Raw genomic sequence first — 14,770 nt, 5'->3', positions numbered from 1 at the left:
CTTGTCGGCCGATCAGCGCGCGGCGACCTGATAGCGGCGCAGGGCGGCGAAGGCGCCGACCATGACCGCCGTCATCAGGGCCAGCAGGCCCAGGATGGACGGCGCCGACCGTCCCGCCAGGTCGCCGACCGCCTCTTCCCGGTACTGGAAGCTGGGGAAGGCGGCGTAGTCCGCCGAACGGAGCGGCGTCTGCGCGACGAAGCGTCGGGTGAAGTGATCCGTCCACACCTGGCGATAGGCCACGACCTGATCGATGAAGCCGGAATAGCGCGCCGCGCTGGCCCCGGAAGCGTCGTTCAGGACCCGCTGCATCATGATGGCGGGCGAGACGAACTGGACCTGAGCCACCATGTCGTCCTGCTTGGCCAACTGGCCGCGGAACTGGTTGAACAGGGGCGTCATGGCCTTCTCGACGGCCGCGTTCTTGGCCAGGGAGGTGGCAAGGAAGTCCGCCTCGCTCGCTGCGCCCTGGGGCGCGAACTCGGCGTGGTCGTAGAAGTACTTGTCCAGCGCCTTCATGTAGTCCTTCTCGACCTGGGTCTGGACTACGCGCGAGGCCGTGATGAACTCGAACCGCGACGGCGCCGGGTAGACGGTCGTGGCCAGGACCGACACCAGGGTCGGCGCCACCACCACCAGCACCAGCCAGGCGCCCGCCAGCACCACCCCGTTGGTGGCCGAGTTCTGGCTCAGCGCGTTCACCAGGACGGCCAGGCCGAACCAGAACAGGCTGTAGAGCAGGGTCGCGACCATCCACAGGCCGAACCGGGCCCAGGTGTCCGCGAGCCCCAGATCGCCGCCGACCGTCAGCAGAGCTCCGAAGCCCGCGATCACGATCACCGCCAGGATGATCATCGCCCGCGACGCCACCTTGCTGAGCATCAGCTTGCGCAGCGACACCGGGTGCGACAGGACCATGGCCAGGGTGCCCCGCTCCTTCTCGCTGGACAGCATGTCATAGCTGATGGCCAGGATGAAGATGGGCAGCAGGAAGATCACCACGAAGGACAGGTCGAAGGGACCGCGCTTCAGGTTGACCGGATTGCCGATCTCGGCGTCGCGCGTGGCGCTGATGATGCTGTTGGAGTTGACGGGGATGTAGGACAGCTGGATGTCCCCCTGCCCCACCGCGAAGGCGGCCAGACCCGTCGGCGGCAGGATGGCGGGCGAGACCAGGGTGCTGCCCACGGTGCCGGCGTTGGTGCCCGCGGGCACGGCTCCGCCGGCGTGGTTGAAGGCGGCGACCTCATAGGCCTGGCCGGTGGCGGCCGTCTTCTTTTCATAGGCGACGACGGCGCCGCGCATCTTTTCGCGTTGCTTGCTCGCCGCGACGACGACGGCCTGGGCCCCCGCCTCCTGGCGCGCGATGGACTGGGCCGCGGCCCAGGCGCCGAAGATCATGGCGGCCGCGAGCAGCCCCAGAATCCACACGAAGGCGGGCGTCCGCGTCAGGCTGCGGGTTTCATGACGGAAGATCAGATTGAACATGAGCGCCTCCGATCAGCGGGTTTGCGGGCGCAGACGCCCGACGGCGACCACGGCGACGACGATCGATCCCAACAGCCAGGCGATCAGGACGCCGAAGCTGAAGCCGTATTCGCGCATCACGTCGCCCAGGCTGGGCGGGTCGTAGTGGAAGGGGGGCACCATCTTGAACACCTCCTCCTTGGCGACCAGGACATTGGTCTCCAGGCTCACGTTGCCGGTCAGGGCCTGGTTGGCGTTGAAGCCGACGGCCATTTCCGAGAGGTAGTTGTTCACCTTGAAGACCATCATCCGGCGATGCTTTTCGGCCGCGGCGGTGAAGGCGTTCTGGTGGTTCAGATCCGTGCCCGACAGGCCCATGGAGATGGAGCTGAGCGGCAGGACCGGGGCCAGGGCGCCCAGGGTGTCCTGGGTCCGACGCTGGGCCAGATAGTCGTCCCTCAGGCCGTTGTAGAAGTGGTCGAAGACCTCGTGATCCATCTCCTCCAGCTTCTGCATCATGGTGGAAACCCAATAGATGGGCAGGTCCGCCGTGCGCTCCACGCCGTACTTCTTCAGCAGTTGCTTGCGGTAGATCTCAAGTCGGGCGCGCGGCGGGGGTCCGCCCAGTCCCTTGACGCGCGTCTCCTGCATCGAGGTCTGGAAGACACCCAGAGGAGGCGACGGATGCAGGGCCTTGGACACCTCGCCCGCCGCCTTGGGCATCAGGAAGACGCAGAAGGCCCAGAAGCCGACCATGATGATCAGGGCCGTGCGCGGACTTGACGCCAGGGCCGACACCGCCAGCGTCAGGAACAGGAAGATCAGGCCGTATCCGGCATAGGCTAGGGCCAGCAGGCCCAGGCGCGCGCCGAAGGCGTCGCCGCTAGGCGCGATCTGCAGGGCGGCGATGACCACCGCCCCGACCAGGATGCAGGGGATAAGGACCAGGGCGACGGCCGCGCCTATGCCCAGGGCCTTGCCCCACAACAGGGCCTGGCGACTGACGCCGATGCTCAGCAGCTGACGCAGCGTGCCCTTCTCGCGCTCTCCGGCGAAGGCCGCGAAGCCCAGGAAGATGATCAGAAGGGGCATCAGGATCTGCAGGATCATGGCCCCGTTCAGGTCGCCGAAACGCGAGATGGCGCTCAGGTCGCCGGCCGGCGGCGCGAGGGCCGCGTTCTGGCGGTGCGCCTCCATGAAGACGAAGCTGCCCGCATAGTTTTCAACTCCGCCGTCGAACAGGGACAGCGGCCCCTGCGACTTGAAGGCGTAGTTGCCGTAGTGGGCGCCCGAATGGGGGTTCTTGTCGCCCTGGGTATAGAACTGGTCGTTGGACTGGGCCTGCGCCGCCTCCTGCATGGCGCGATAGTCGGCGAAGCGCGCGGCGCCCGTCGTCAGGGCCGCGATCAGCAGAACGGCCACGATCGCCGCCGCCCAGGCGAAGCGCCCGTCGCGGAAGATCTCTCGCAGTTCCTTGACGGCGATGGTGCGGATCACCCCGACGCGTCTGGGTGATCCACCGCCCATGGTGGTGTCGGTCATGGCGCGTCCCCCTAGTGCATGTGTTCGAGGTAGATGCGCTCGACGTCGGCGTGGGACACTTCGTCCGTCGACATTTCACGCACCAGGCGGCCTTCGCGCATGATGCCGATCCGGGTCCCCGTCTCCTTGGCCCGGAACAGGTCGTGCGTGGCCATCAGGATGGCGGCGCCTTCCGATTGCAGTTGAGTCAGCAGTTCGGAGAACTCATTGCTGGCCTTGGGGTCCAGGCCGGACGTGGGTTCGTCCAGCAACAGGGCCTTGGCCTGCTTGGCCAGGGCGATGGCGATGCCGACCTTCTGACGCATGCCCTTGGAATAGCCCGCGACCCGCTTGTTGATCGCCGCCTCCTGCAGACCCACGCGCTTGAAGAAGCGCAGGTAGTCCGCCCGCGTATAACGGTCGTGGCCGCCCAGGCGCGCGAAATAGTCGAGGTTCTCGATCCCTGTCAGGCCGCCGTACAGCATGACCGTCTCGGGGATGTAGGCCAGGTATTTCTTGGTCTCCAGCCCGGCCTGGGAGGTGTCCAATCCATTGACCTTGGCCACGCCCGAAGTCGGGTCGATGAAGTTCAGGAACAGGTTGATGGTCGTCGTCTTGCCCGCGCCGTTCGCGCCCAGCAGACAGTATATTTCCCCAGCATCGACCTTGAGATTGAGACCTTTGAGGGCCTCGTAATCGCCGTAGGTCTTTCTGAGATCAATCGCCTCCAGCATAAGGCCTCCATTCAGATTGTGACGTCGTCGAACGCTTACTGGTTTCAGTCGGACACACAGGAAGGCGGGCGCACGGCCGCGATCCGCGTCGCAGGCGCGCCGAAACTCTTGGGCGCCTCTTCAGGGCGGGCGCCCTTTCGGAAGTGGAACCCGACCGCCTCGGCGACGGTCGGGTCGGCCGGCCTGGGCCGGCTGGGGTTCAGAACCTGACGTTGAACCGAACCCCGAAGCGACGCGGGTCCGGCAGGGTCGCGAGAACCGCCTGGGTCGAGGTCGTCAGTTGGGGCGTGAACAGAACCCGGTCGACGTCGCCCGTCTTCACGTCCGCGGAACGGACCGTGTCGTCGTCGAAGATGTTGTCGACATAGCCGATCAGATCCCAACGGTCGGCCGTCACGCCGAAGCGGATGTTGGCCAGGCTGTAGGCCTTCAACATCCGGTCGTTCGACTGATCGACCAGGCGCTCGGACTGATAGGTGGCGTCGCCCTCGATCAGCCATTCCAGGCCGGACATGCCCGGCACGGGCGCGGTGTAGTTGAACGAGCCGACCAGCGAATGCTTGGGCGCTTTCTCTAGCTCCGATCCGCTCAGATCCACGCCGCACAGCTTCTTGCCGCCGACCACGGCCGGCTCGCACATCTTGCCGTTGATGATGCCCGAACGGGTGTCGGTGTAGATGTAGAAGTCGGTGTATTCCGTATCCAGATAGGTATAGCCCACGCCCAGGCGCAGGTTGGACGTCACCGCCCACTGACCTTCGAACTCCACGCCCCGCACGATGGCGGCGCCGGCGTTCTCGATGATGGCGATCGGATAGCCCGAGGGGGTGCTGCTGGTCGAAACAACCTGCTTGTCGGTGTAGTCCTGATGGAAGACGGCGATATTGGTGCGCACCGCCCCGTCGAACCAGTCCAACTTGGCCCCGACCTCATAGGACCACAGGGTCTCCTTGCCGTAGGATAGCTCGTCGGTGTCGCCGTCCAGATCCGAGTCCATCCAGGCCCCGGCCGCCAGGGTCGAGGTGCCGCCCGGCTTCACGCCCTTGGCGGCGGTGACATAGAGCAAGGCGTCGCGTCGCGGCTTCCATTCGAAGGTGAAGCGCGGGGTGAAGAACTCGTCGCTGGTCTCGATCGTCACCGGCACGGCGAAGACAGAGGCCATGGTGACGCCGTCGCTGAGCACCGAGGTCGGCCCGAAGACCGGCGGCACGGCCGGAGACCGCGCATAGGGATCGCCGCAACGCACGCCGTAGCGGTTCACGCCCAGGCCGCAGTTGCTGCCCGTGACGGACTCCTCCTCCTTCGAGAAGCGCCCCTCCGCGCTGACCTTCAGGGTGTCGGACACGGCCCATTCCAGACCGCCGTAGACGGACCAGTGCTCGGTGTCGCGAATGGTCGGATCAACGGTGATATTGACCGCCCGCATCCGCTCGGCCACGCCCTGGGGGCAGGGCGCCGCCGCCGGGCAGGACAGGGTCACGACCCGCGACATGCGGTCCGCGTTTTCCTTCCAGTACAGGCCGCCGAACGTCATCTGGACGGGGAAGTCCCAACTGGAGGCGAAGCGGAGCTCCTGGCTGAACTGCTCGACCGTCGAGGTGCTGTCGTTGATGTTGCTGCGTGACGCGATGTCGACCCGATTGCCTTCGGGGCCGCTCAGGATCGCATCTTGGTCGTGATCCTGGCGGTTCCGACCGTCGCCGTGGGTGTAGCCGGTCCAGGAGGTGAAGCGGCCGAAGTCCGCTTCATAGGCCGACACCAGACTGGCCCGGAACACCTGGCGGTCGCCGCCGCGGAAGGGCTGGTTCGTGATCGGGTCCGGGCTGTGGCGCGGACGCCCCAGGACGCCCGCGTCCGGGATTTCCCCCGCATAGATGGCGTAGCCGCCCGCGCCGATGACCCCGGCGGCATAGGCGGCCGCCAGCGCCGCATTGTTCTTCTCGTTCAGCACCCCGCTGTTGGAGCGGATCAGGAACTGGGCTTCCGGCGCATACTTGTCGTCGAAATACTCGACCCGCGCCTTGAACGACAGGGCGGAGGTCGGCGTGTACAGCAGGCTTCCGGAAACGCCGACGCCTTCGCCTCCACCCAGCAGGGTGTCGCGGGCCCGCTCACGATAATAGCCGTCCTCGTGCCAGCGATTGGCCGTGGCGCGGAAGCCCAGGACGTCCGGGATGATCGGACCGCTGATCGCGAAGCGTGCGTCGTAACGGCCATGGCTGCCGAGTTCCACGCCGGCCGAAGCCTCCGGCTCGGCGCTGGGATCCTTGGTGACGTACTGCAGGGCGCCCGCGAAGGCGCTGCGGCCGTATTCCACGCTCTGCGGGCCACGCACCACCTCGATGCGCGCGACGTCCAGCAGGCGCGTCGAGATCAGCATGCCGCCCCCGGCCGAACCCAGGGCGGCGCCCGTCACGTCGATGCCGTCGACCAGGATGGCGGCGTTGCCGCGACCGCGCGTCGGCGACAGGCCGCGAATGGCGATGGTGGAGGCTTCCGGGTTGGCCGACTTGTCGAAGATGATCGACGGCGACAGGCTCGCCACATCGTCCATGTCCGTCAGGTTCATCCGTTCGATCTGCTCAGACGAGAAGGCCTGAATGCTCTGAGGCACGTCCTGCAGACGCTCTTCCCGTTTGCGCGCCGTGACGATCACATCGTCCAGTACGCTCGGTTCATCCGCGCCAGGGCGCGCCTGTTGCGCCAACGCCGGAGTAGCGAAGGTCGAAACCGCCAGCAGGGTCGCTGCCGTCAGGGCCGTGGTGGCGATCAGCCGGCCTTTCCGGTTTTCGTCACGGCCCAACCTCGGCATCCCATTATCGAATTCAGCCACGTCCCATCCCTCCTGGCTCATTCTCATGAAGCCCGGGAGCAGCGACCCAACCACCGATCTCGCCTTATTCAGCCGCCTCGCCCCTCAACAAGACGCGGCCTTCCTGGGCGGAAATCGGCGGCCCCTCAGCCGCCAACACCCGACGCACTCACTTGATATATTATTATGACATCATGATTTCGGTATCGCAACACCGATTTTTTACCAAACGGAAGCTTTCCGCTCGCAACAGCGCCCGTCTAACGCGCCTTCGGCTTGCGTTGGGGCAGGAAGGCCGTGGCGCAGATCAGCACCATGAAGACCAGGAAGACGCCCCACATCTGCAGGGAATATTTCTGCGGATTGATCCAGACGTCCTCGTAGAAACCCCAACGCGGACCGAACTCGCCGAAGGGAATCCAGAAGATGGCCTTGGTCGGAATGGCGAACCGGATGGCGGCCATGACCCGGCTGAACTTCGACAGTTTCCAGATCAGATAGATCGACCAGATCGCCAGCAGGGCGATGATCCCGTAGGTCGCCCAGTGGTGATAGCCCAGGAACCGGTTATCCCCCAGGAACAGCGAGAAGCCGTAGCAGAACCAGGTGACATAGAGGGTCTCCAGGAAGGTGATCCGGCAGAAGTTGCGCCCCTGTCCCGACGCGGCCTTGCCCAGGCTGAGCCGGCATTTGCGCTGCAACCAGCGGAAGGCGTCGCACTTGGTGTCCTTGTTGAAGACGAAGAACAGCAGGGTCGCCACGCAGATGCCGAACGATCCCTGGATGAACAGCAACATGGCCGGCCGGTCACGTCCGCCGACGTCCACCGCCGGCATCTGCAGGTCCATGGGGTTGAAGGCGAACAGGTAGGAAGCCCAGCCCAGCCAGATCAGAAGGCCGGCGGCGAAGCCCAGCAGCGTGCCCTGCACCTCCCCTTCTCGTCGGGTTCCGTACAGCAGCATGCCGAAGCCGATCAGGCCCAGCAGCAGGTGCGCCGCCCCGCCGAGTCCCGGCGGCAACAGCTCCTTCAGCGCCACCCCCAGGCTGTGCGCCACCGGATTGGCCAACAGCACGGCGACAAAGGCGAAAAGACCGATGAAGGGCGCGCGATAGAGACGCATCAACGCCTCGGATCCCGCGAACACCGGCTTATCCGGACTCGTTTCCTGACTCATCCCGCTCTCCCTTGCTCGCTTTCACAGCCCCTTCTCAGGTCGCCGCGCGCTTATTTCTTATTGTCATTATGTCATAACATTGCGATGTTTCTACCGCTTTTAGCGATCCAGCGGAACGCGCGGTCCAACCAGCCTGATCGCCCTGCCGTCCAATCAAAAGACAACAGGAATTCAATGACCTATATCGTCACCGATCCCTGCGTGAAGTGTAAGCTGATGGACTGTGTCGAGGTCTGTCCGGTCGATTGTTTCTACGAGGGCGAGAATTTCCTCGTGATCAATCCGGACGAATGCATCGACTGCGGCGTCTGCGAACCCGAATGTCCCGTCGACGCCATCAAGCCCCAGTCCGAAGACGAGGCCGACGGTCGCTGGCTGAAGGTCAACACCGCCTATTCCCGCGTCTGGCCGAATATCAACGTCCGGGGCCGCCCCCTGGCCGATTCCGACGCCTATCGCGGACAGGCCGACAAGTTCAATCGCTTCTTCTCCGAGGCCCCGGGCGACGGCTCCTGACTTCGGCCAAGAAAAAGCCCGACTGCCAGGCAGCGGTCGGGCGAGGTTGGGGGCATGCAGGTCGAAGTCACAGACCCAGTTCGTGCCGACCGAAGGCCGGCGCCTGGGCCGTCCAGTCCAGGCGCGGCGTGCTGGCCAGGGCGCGGAGATCGCGGAAGCGGCGCTGGACCGGATTGGTCTCGGCCAGGCCCATGGCCCCCATCTGACCGAGGAGACGATTGACGGCCTCGACCGCCTTGCGGGCGATATAGGCGCGGTCGCGATCGCATTCGGCGGTATCCGCCTGGCCGTCGGCCGTATGTCCGAGCACCTCGTCATAGAGAGCGTCGGCTGCCTTCAACTCCGCATGGGATTCCGCCAGACGCGCCTGTACCTGGGTGAACTGGGCCACGGCCTGACCGCCCACGCCGCTGATCCGGGCGCGGGTCGAGCCGACGTAGTCGGCGTAGGCGCCGTGGGCCACGCCGACCAGGGCGCCGAGCAACAGGGCCTGCCGACCGGGATCGCCCCGCCCTTCGTCGCCGACGGACAGCAGATGCACCGGCGCATCCGCCAACGCCACCCTGCGCCAGACCAGGCCGCGCAAGCCGCCGCGATGGGGATAGGCCGAAGCCGTCGCATCGCCGACCGAGACCAGGGCGCAGACCGGCGCCCCCTCCCAGCTCAGCCCCGACAGCAATATCCACTCAGCGTGATCCAGACCGCCGACGCTGGGCCAGACGCCGCTGAGCCGTATCTGCCCGTCGACCAAGTTCAACGTCTGCTCGTCTGGAACACCACCCAGGGTGACTCGCCCCGCACCCACGATCGTCGCCAGATCAGGGTCGCGCTGGACCGCCGCGGACGCCGACGCAAAGGCCGTGGCCAGCCAGGCCGAAGCCCCGCATCCCTGACCCAGGGCGCGGCCGACCTCCATCACCACGGCCGGATCGGCGGGCTCCAGCAAGCCCGCCTCGGCCAGGGCCATGACCTGCTCGGCGGACAGTCCGCCATCGTCGGTGGCGCGCGCCTGCGCCTTCAGTTCGACCGCCAGGGCCTGGGCGCGCGAAAGAATGTCTGTGCAGTTCATCGGCGCCGCCTAGTCCGCGTTCAGTTCGGGAATGTCGGTGTTCATGTCGAGCGAGGCCTTGGCGCAGTTGATCATATTGCGGTCCCAGTTGACCCCGATCTGCTGCATCATGCCCTGCAGGTCGCGGAACATGCGCTGGATCGGCGCGTCCTTGAGGACGCTGTCGGCGCTGAGCCCCGTCACCAACCGCGTCGCGCCGTTCAGGCACAGCCGAGCGGCATAGGTGCGGTCCCGCACCACGGCGATGCGCTCCGCCTTGGGTATGGGCAAGCCGACCGAGCCGTAACGCGTCTGGGTTCGGATCATGAGGTTGATCAGTTGTTCGGCCGCGCTGATCTCGGCCGCCGCTTCGGCATAAGTCAGCTGCCACTGGACATCGGAGGCGTCCACCCCCCCCTCGCCCGTCGCCATCATCCGCTCGAACTCGAACAGCACGGCCTCCGCCCCGCCCAGGATCGGCCCCATCAGATTGCTGCCCGAGAAGGGGCGGAAGGAGCCGCTGTACAGGTAATGGGCGTTGGCCTGGGCGCCCGGCGGCGACGGGGCCATCATATCGGCCATCGACAGCACGCGGTAATCAGGGATGAAGACGTCCTTGACCAGGACGCTCTTGGATCCGCTGCCGCTCATGGAACTGACGAACCAGTCGTCTTCTATGGCGAAGTCGGCGCGCGGTATCAGGAAGTAGGACTGGCGATGATCGCCGCTTGGCGAGGCGCGCAGCAGAGCCCAGCTGGCGTGGTCCACGCCGCTGCAGAAGCTCCAGCGGCCGCTTAGCCGGTATCCTCCCGCCAGGGTCTCGACAGTCACGTCGCGCATGACCGAGCCGGTCGAAACCAGGACGTTCGCGCCCGCCCCCCAGACATCGTCCTGGGCTCTGGGGTCCATGCGGCCGATGTAGAGGGCGTGAGAGCCCACCACGCCGCCGATCCAGGCCGTGGAGCCGCAGTGATGCGCCAGGGCCCGTCCGATATGGATCTGGGCGCCCCAGTCCAGTTCGGAGCCGCCGAACCGCGCCGGCACGAAATAACCGAGCAGGCCGTTTGCGAAGAGATCGGCCATCGTCTCCGGCGACAGACGGCGATTCAGCTCCGCGTCGCAGGCGCGCGCCTTCAGCACGTCCCCCAGGGACTCCGCCGCCTCGACCAGTTCGCCTTGCCTGCTGCGTATGGGAGCGTAATTCATCTGGAGCCCTGACATGCCGCGCCGGTCCGCCCTCATTTGGAATCCCCCGACGCCACTTAAGACGTACCATTAACATGACAACATGATAATGGGAAGAGATGATTGCCGAACAATCGGTTTTCACCTAGCGTCAGGTTCAACTCAGTGGAGTGGAGGGGTCATGTCGGATTTCAGCGTATCCATGCCGCGTCGGCGGCTGTTCACGGCTTCGGCCGTCATTCTGGGCGGCGTGGCCTTGGGCCCCTTGCTGGCCTCCTGCGGCGGCGGGGGCGCGGGGGCCGGCGGCCCGCCCATCCTGCGACGCGGCACCTCGGACGAGCCGCGCACCCTCGACCCCCACTATGTCCCGGGCAATGCGGGCGCCGCCCTGGTCTATGACCTGTTCGAGGGCCTGATGTCGGTCGATGCGGCCGGCAAGCTGATCCCCGGCCTGGCCGAATCCTTCACCGTCTCGGACGATCAGCTGACCTACAGCTTCCGCCTGCGGGACGGTCTGCGCTGGTCGGACGGTAAGGCCCTGACGGCCGAGGACTTCGTCTATTCCTTCCGTCGCTGCGTCGATCCCAAGTCGCCGACCCTGGGCGGGCGCACCCTGTCCTCGCTGAAGAATTTCCGGCCGATCCAGCGCGGCGCGGCGCCGATCGAGAGCCTGGGCGTCCGTGCGCCCGACGCGCGCACCGTGATCATCGAGGTCGAGAAGCCGACCCGCTATCTGCCCGACGCCATGGCCGCCTTCGCCAGCACCGTGGTGCCGCGCCACGCCATCGAAGCCCACGGCCAGCGCTGGACCACGCCCCAGAACATCGTGGTCAGCGGCGCCTACACCCTGAAGGAATGGGTGCCGAACACCTCGATCCAGCTGAAGAAGAACCCCAATCACTACGGCGCCGCCTCGGCGAAGATCGAGGAGGTCGTCTTCTATCCGGTGGAGCGTCAGGCGACGGCCGTCACCCGCTTCCGCGGCGGCGAACTGGACATCGTCTTCGGCGTGCCGACCGACCAGTTGGCGGCCCTGCGCAACAGCGAGTTCGCGCAGTCGCTGCACTCCTCCTCCGCCATCGGGGTCTTCTACGTGCTGCTGAACAACACCAAGGGGCCGACCCAGGATCGCCGGGTACGCGAGGCCCTGTCCCTGGCGACGGACCGCAACCTGATCGCCAACCAGTTGATGAAGGACGAGGGCGTGCCCGCCTATACGGTCGTCCCCAGCGCCATGCCGGACTACAAGTCTCCGGCCGTGCCGATGGCGTCCGAAGCCATGGCCGCCCGCCTGGACCGCGCTCGCGCCCTGCTGACCGAGGCCGGCTATTCGGCGGCCAAGCCGCTGGAGATCACCTACAAGTTCGGCGGCCAGGAATCGAACCGCCGCATCGCCGTCGCCCTTCAGTCCATGTGGGAGCAGATCGGCGCCAAGATCACGCTGGAGAACGTCGGCGCCGCCAATGTCGTGGCCGACAGCCGCTCGGGCGACTTCCAGGCCATCCGCTATCAGTATTACGCCCCCTTCCAGGATCCGGTCAGCTTCCTGATGCTGTTGCAGACGGGGGCGACGGAGAACCTGTCCCACTATTCCAACCCGGAGTACGACCGCGCCCTGGCCGAGGCCGACCGCATCATCGACCCCGCGCAACGCCTGCGCGCGCTGGAGGCGCTGGAACTGCAGGTCATGAACGACTTCCCGGTCATTCCGATCTACTTCAACGTGCGGAACTATCTGGTGAATCCGCGCGTCCAGGGCTGGGTGGACAATGTCCGCGGTCAGTATCTGTCGCGTCACCTGTCGCTCAAGGCCTGACGGCCTCAAAGGCCAAAAAGACAAACCCCCGGCGCGATCCGCCGGGGGTTTTTCATGACATCTTGCGCTCAGATCAGCGCGACAACGGCGCCCTCTCCCCCAGATGCCGACCGAAGGCCAGGGCCGGCGCCAGGCTCATGCCGCCCACGCTGCCCTTGCCCGACAGCAGGGAGCCGAGGATCTCGCCCACCGCGTAGAGGCCAGGAACCGGCCGGTCGTCGGCGTCCAGCACGCGGAAGTCCAGATCGACCTTCAACCCCGCATAGCCCCGCACCGTATAGGCCACGATCGGCAGGGCGTAGAAGGGACCGGCTTCGATGGCCCGCGGCATGTGCGTGCGCCCGAAATCCTCGTCCCGGCCGGCCTCGACCATGGCGTTGTAGCGCGCGACCGTCTCGGTCAGGCCGCCAGGAGCGATCCCGCACGCCTCGGCCAGGTCCGCCAGAGTCTCCGCCCGGACGATGCAGCCCTCGGGCTCGTAGAAACGCTCGGTGTTGTGGGGGAAGAAGGTGAAAAGGGTCGGCGCCGCGCCCCGGATCGCCTCGTCATAGATCACCCAGGCCTGACAGCCGTCCTGCTCCATCAGACGCACGGTGCGTTCATCGACGCTGTCGTTGTCTTCGCGATAGAAACGACGCCCCTGGCGATTGACGATGATTTCCCACGGCGGCCGATCCTGGGGCGTCAGCCCTCCCGGCGCCCGATAGCGGGGCGGATCCAGGGTGTGATCCAGAAAGCCGCCGAAGTTCGGCATGAAGGTGTCGGCCAGGATCACGGCCCCGCCGACCGCCTCGCCCATCTCGATCCCCTTGCCGCTGCAATGCTCATAGGCGCCGGACCACAGGGTGTAGCCGTCGTGCAGGCGGGAAAAGAGCCCCGCGTTCGCCGCATATCCGCCCGAGGCCAGAACCACGGCGTTACCGAGGATGCGCCGCCCGTCGCGGGTCTCCAGCCCGACGATCCGACCGTCTTCGGTCAAGAGGCGCTCGGCCTCCGTCTTCGTCATGACGTCGATCAATCCGGCGGCCGCGTGACGTTCGATCATGGGCGCCAGGACCTTGAGGATCGACAGCCCCTCCTCGCGCCCCCAGTAGGTGCGCGGGATGGAATAGGCCTCGTTGCCATGGATGGTGCGCGGCATGTCGGCCTCCATCTCGAAGCCGTTGTCCATCAGCCAGTCCACGAACGGTCCCTGCAGGCGCACGGCCAGGTCCAGGAAATCGGGGTCCGTCGTGCCGCGGCTGAGCCGCATGGCGTCGTCGAAGTGCGCCTGGGGCGTATCGACGATCCCGCGCTCGGCCTGAAGGCGCGTGCCCGCGCCGCTCAACTGGCCCCGGTTGATCAGCAGGGCGCCGCCGATCCGATCCGCCGTTTCCAACAGGGCGACGCGCGCCCCCCGGTCGGCGGCGGCGATGGCGGCGGTCAGCCCGGCGGGGCCGGCGCCCACGATGACGAAATCATAGGTCGGCTCTGACATGGTTCGCTCCAGGGGAAATCAGACGCCGCCGCGCGGCGCGAACTCGACCGCTGTGGTCAGGGCGCCGCCCAGGCCGGTCTTCAGCTCCGCCAGCACCTCTCCGGTCGCGACCGAGCGCTTTTCCAGCACTCCCTCGACGAAGTTGCTGAAGAAGAAGGCCGACGGGTCGACGCAGAAGGCGGCGCGGGTCCAGCCGCCGACGATCGGGCTGTCATAGCGACGGATCGTCTCTCCTTGCGGCGACAGCAGCCAGGCGCCCGTCCCCGTGGCCAACAGGACCCGACCGTCGGGCGCCACGTCGACGCCGTATGTGCCGCCCTCGCCTTCAGGCACGCGCAGGAAATCCTCCAGTTGGCGCCGGGTCTCGATGTCGTATCGCTTGACCACGCGTCCCGCCTCGGAAGTGTAGAAGACGGTCCGGCCGTCCGGCGCCAAGGCCGGGTTGCTGACGTAGTGCTTGCCGCCCCGCCCCCCGTCGGTCTCGACATCGAAGGACTCGGCGAAGCCCGTTTCCGGATCGAAGCGGACCAGCTTGCCGTCGCCCAGATCGTCGGTCGCGCCGACGCCCTCCGCATCGCCGTATCCGGAATGGACGCCGATCAGGACGCCGCCCCGGCCGTCCGCCGTCATATTGCCGTATCGACGGCTCGGCGGCAGACGCACGGCGCAGGCCGCCGTCGTCGCATCGAAACATTCCAGCTCATGCAACTGCGGCGAACTGACGAAGAAGCGCCCTGACGGGTCCAGCATCAGGCCGATGACCAGTCCGGGCCGCCCCGTGCGCCATTCGCCCTTCGCCTTCAGATCGGCGTCGCACAGCCACAGACGGCCCCAGCCCTTCAGCCCGGCGCGGAAATCCACCGGCTGCTCCGTGTCGTTGACGGCCACGACGACGTCGCCGGAACGCAGATCCAGGTCGCCGACGGCGCCTCTGACGGCGGATGGAGAATTGGGGTTGGACATGGCCGCCTCATTCTTGACGATCGCCAAGTCATACGAACATCATGACAATATATCAA

General features: G+C 66.3%; 11 protein-coding genes. 2 read left to right on the top strand and 9 right to left on the bottom strand.

Translation table 11 applies throughout. The annotated features are described in order from the left end of the window. Positions 1–12: 12 nt before the first annotated feature. The 5 genes from ABIE19_RS06385 to ABIE19_RS06365 form a co-directional block, all read right to left on the bottom strand. Positions 13–1,488 (bottom strand): ABC transporter permease subunit, encoded by a 1,476-nt coding sequence (locus ABIE19_RS06385; RefSeq protein ID WP_354088285.1) that lies wholly within the window; start codon positions 1,486–1,488, stop codon positions 13–15. Positions 1,489–1,500: 12 nt separating this feature from the next. Beyond that, on the bottom strand, positions 1,501–3,009 hold the full coding sequence (locus ABIE19_RS06380) for an ABC transporter permease subunit (RefSeq protein WP_354088284.1): 1,509 nt from the start codon (positions 3,007–3,009) through the stop codon (positions 1,501–1,503). An 11-nt stretch (positions 3,010–3,020) separates the two neighbouring features. After that, positions 3,021–3,722 (bottom strand): ABC transporter ATP-binding protein, encoded by a 702-nt coding sequence (locus tag ABIE19_RS06375; protein ID WP_354088283.1) that lies wholly within the window; start codon positions 3,720–3,722, stop codon positions 3,021–3,023. A gap of 199 nt (positions 3,723–3,921) precedes the next feature. Then, positions 3,922–6,555, bottom strand: a complete 2,634-nt coding sequence (locus tag ABIE19_RS06370) for a TonB-dependent receptor (protein WP_354088282.1) — start codon at positions 6,553–6,555, stop codon at positions 3,922–3,924. A gap of 239 nt (positions 6,556–6,794) precedes the next feature. After that, a complete protein-coding gene (locus ABIE19_RS06365) occupies positions 6,795–7,709 on the bottom strand; it encodes a hypothetical protein (RefSeq protein ID WP_354088281.1) in 915 nt (304 codons plus the stop codon). 174 nt (positions 7,710–7,883) lie between these two features. Here ABIE19_RS06365 and fdxA point away from each other — a divergent pair, with 174 nt between their 5' ends. Next, complete coding sequence (fdxA, locus tag ABIE19_RS06360) at positions 7,884–8,225, top strand: ferredoxin FdxA (protein ID WP_354088280.1); 342 nt, start codon at positions 7,884–7,886, stop codon at positions 8,223–8,225. 67 nt (positions 8,226–8,292) lie between these two features. Here the strand turns inward: fdxA and ABIE19_RS06355 are convergent, their stop codons facing one another. Together ABIE19_RS06355 and ABIE19_RS06350 are read right to left on the bottom strand one after the other, a co-directional pair. After that, a complete protein-coding gene (locus ABIE19_RS06355; RefSeq protein ID WP_354088279.1) occupies positions 8,293–9,294 on the bottom strand; it encodes an acyl-CoA dehydrogenase family protein in 1,002 nt (333 codons plus the stop codon). Positions 9,295–9,303: 9 nt separating this feature from the next. Continuing rightward, complete coding sequence (locus ABIE19_RS06350; protein WP_354088278.1) at positions 9,304–10,479, bottom strand: acyl-CoA dehydrogenase family protein; 1,176 nt, start codon at positions 10,477–10,479, stop codon at positions 9,304–9,306. 160 nt (positions 10,480–10,639) lie between these two features. Between ABIE19_RS06350 and ABIE19_RS06345 the strand changes: the two genes are divergently transcribed. Further along, entirely contained in the window at positions 10,640–12,274 is a 1,635-nt protein-coding gene (locus tag ABIE19_RS06345; RefSeq protein WP_354088277.1) for a peptide ABC transporter substrate-binding protein, read from the top strand. Positions 12,275–12,347: 73 nt separating this feature from the next. Here the strand turns inward: ABIE19_RS06345 and ABIE19_RS06340 are convergent, their stop codons facing one another. Together ABIE19_RS06340 and ABIE19_RS06335 are read right to left on the bottom strand one after the other, a co-directional pair. Then, positions 12,348–13,751, bottom strand: coding sequence for an FAD-dependent oxidoreductase (locus ABIE19_RS06340; protein WP_354088276.1), 1,404 nt, complete (start codon positions 13,749–13,751; stop codon positions 12,348–12,350). A gap of 18 nt (positions 13,752–13,769) precedes the next feature. Further along, the gene (locus ABIE19_RS06335; protein WP_354088275.1) at positions 13,770–14,714 is read right to left on the bottom strand and encodes an SMP-30/gluconolactonase/LRE family protein; all 945 of its coding nucleotides are present in this window, start codon (positions 14,712–14,714) and stop codon (positions 13,770–13,772) included. Between the last annotated feature and the right edge of the window lie 56 nt (positions 14,715–14,770).

Origin of the sequence: Brevundimonas faecalis, from assembly GCF_040549405.1 — a bacterium.
GTDB lineage: Bacteria > Pseudomonadota > Alphaproteobacteria > Caulobacterales > Caulobacteraceae > Brevundimonas > Brevundimonas faecalis.
Note: the sequence above shows the minus strand (reverse complement) of the source record. Positions and strands in the feature narration are given on the sequence as shown.

Coding starts and splice junctions, on each gene's coding strand:
- ABIE19_RS06385 (WP_354088285.1), bottom strand. CDS start 1,488: ATGTTCAATCTGATCTTCCGTCATGAAACCCGCAGCCTGACGCGGACG.
- ABIE19_RS06380 (WP_354088284.1), bottom strand. CDS start 3,009: ATGACCGACACCACCATGGGCGGTGGATCACCCAGACGCGTCGGGGTG.
- ABIE19_RS06375 (WP_354088283.1), bottom strand. CDS start 3,722: ATGCTGGAGGCGATTGATCTCAGAAAGACCTACGGCGATTACGAGGCC.
- ABIE19_RS06365 (WP_354088281.1), bottom strand. CDS start 7,709: ATGAGTCAGGAAACGAGTCCGGATAAGCCGGTGTTCGCGGGATCCGAG.
- fdxA (WP_354088280.1), top strand. CDS start 7,884: ATGACCTATATCGTCACCGATCCCTGCGTGAAGTGTAAGCTGATGGAC.
- ABIE19_RS06355 (WP_354088279.1), bottom strand. CDS start 9,294: ATGAACTGCACAGACATTCTTTCGCGCGCCCAGGCCCTGGCGGTCGAA.
- ABIE19_RS06350 (WP_354088278.1), bottom strand. CDS start 10,479: ATGAATTACGCTCCCATACGCAGCAGGCAAGGCGAACTGGTCGAGGCG.
- ABIE19_RS06345 (WP_354088277.1), top strand. CDS start 10,640: ATGTCGGATTTCAGCGTATCCATGCCGCGTCGGCGGCTGTTCACGGCT.
- ABIE19_RS06340 (WP_354088276.1), bottom strand. CDS start 13,751: ATGTCAGAGCCGACCTATGATTTCGTCATCGTGGGCGCCGGCCCCGCC.
- ABIE19_RS06335 (WP_354088275.1), bottom strand. CDS start 14,714: ATGTCCAACCCCAATTCTCCATCCGCCGTCAGAGGCGCCGTCGGCGAC.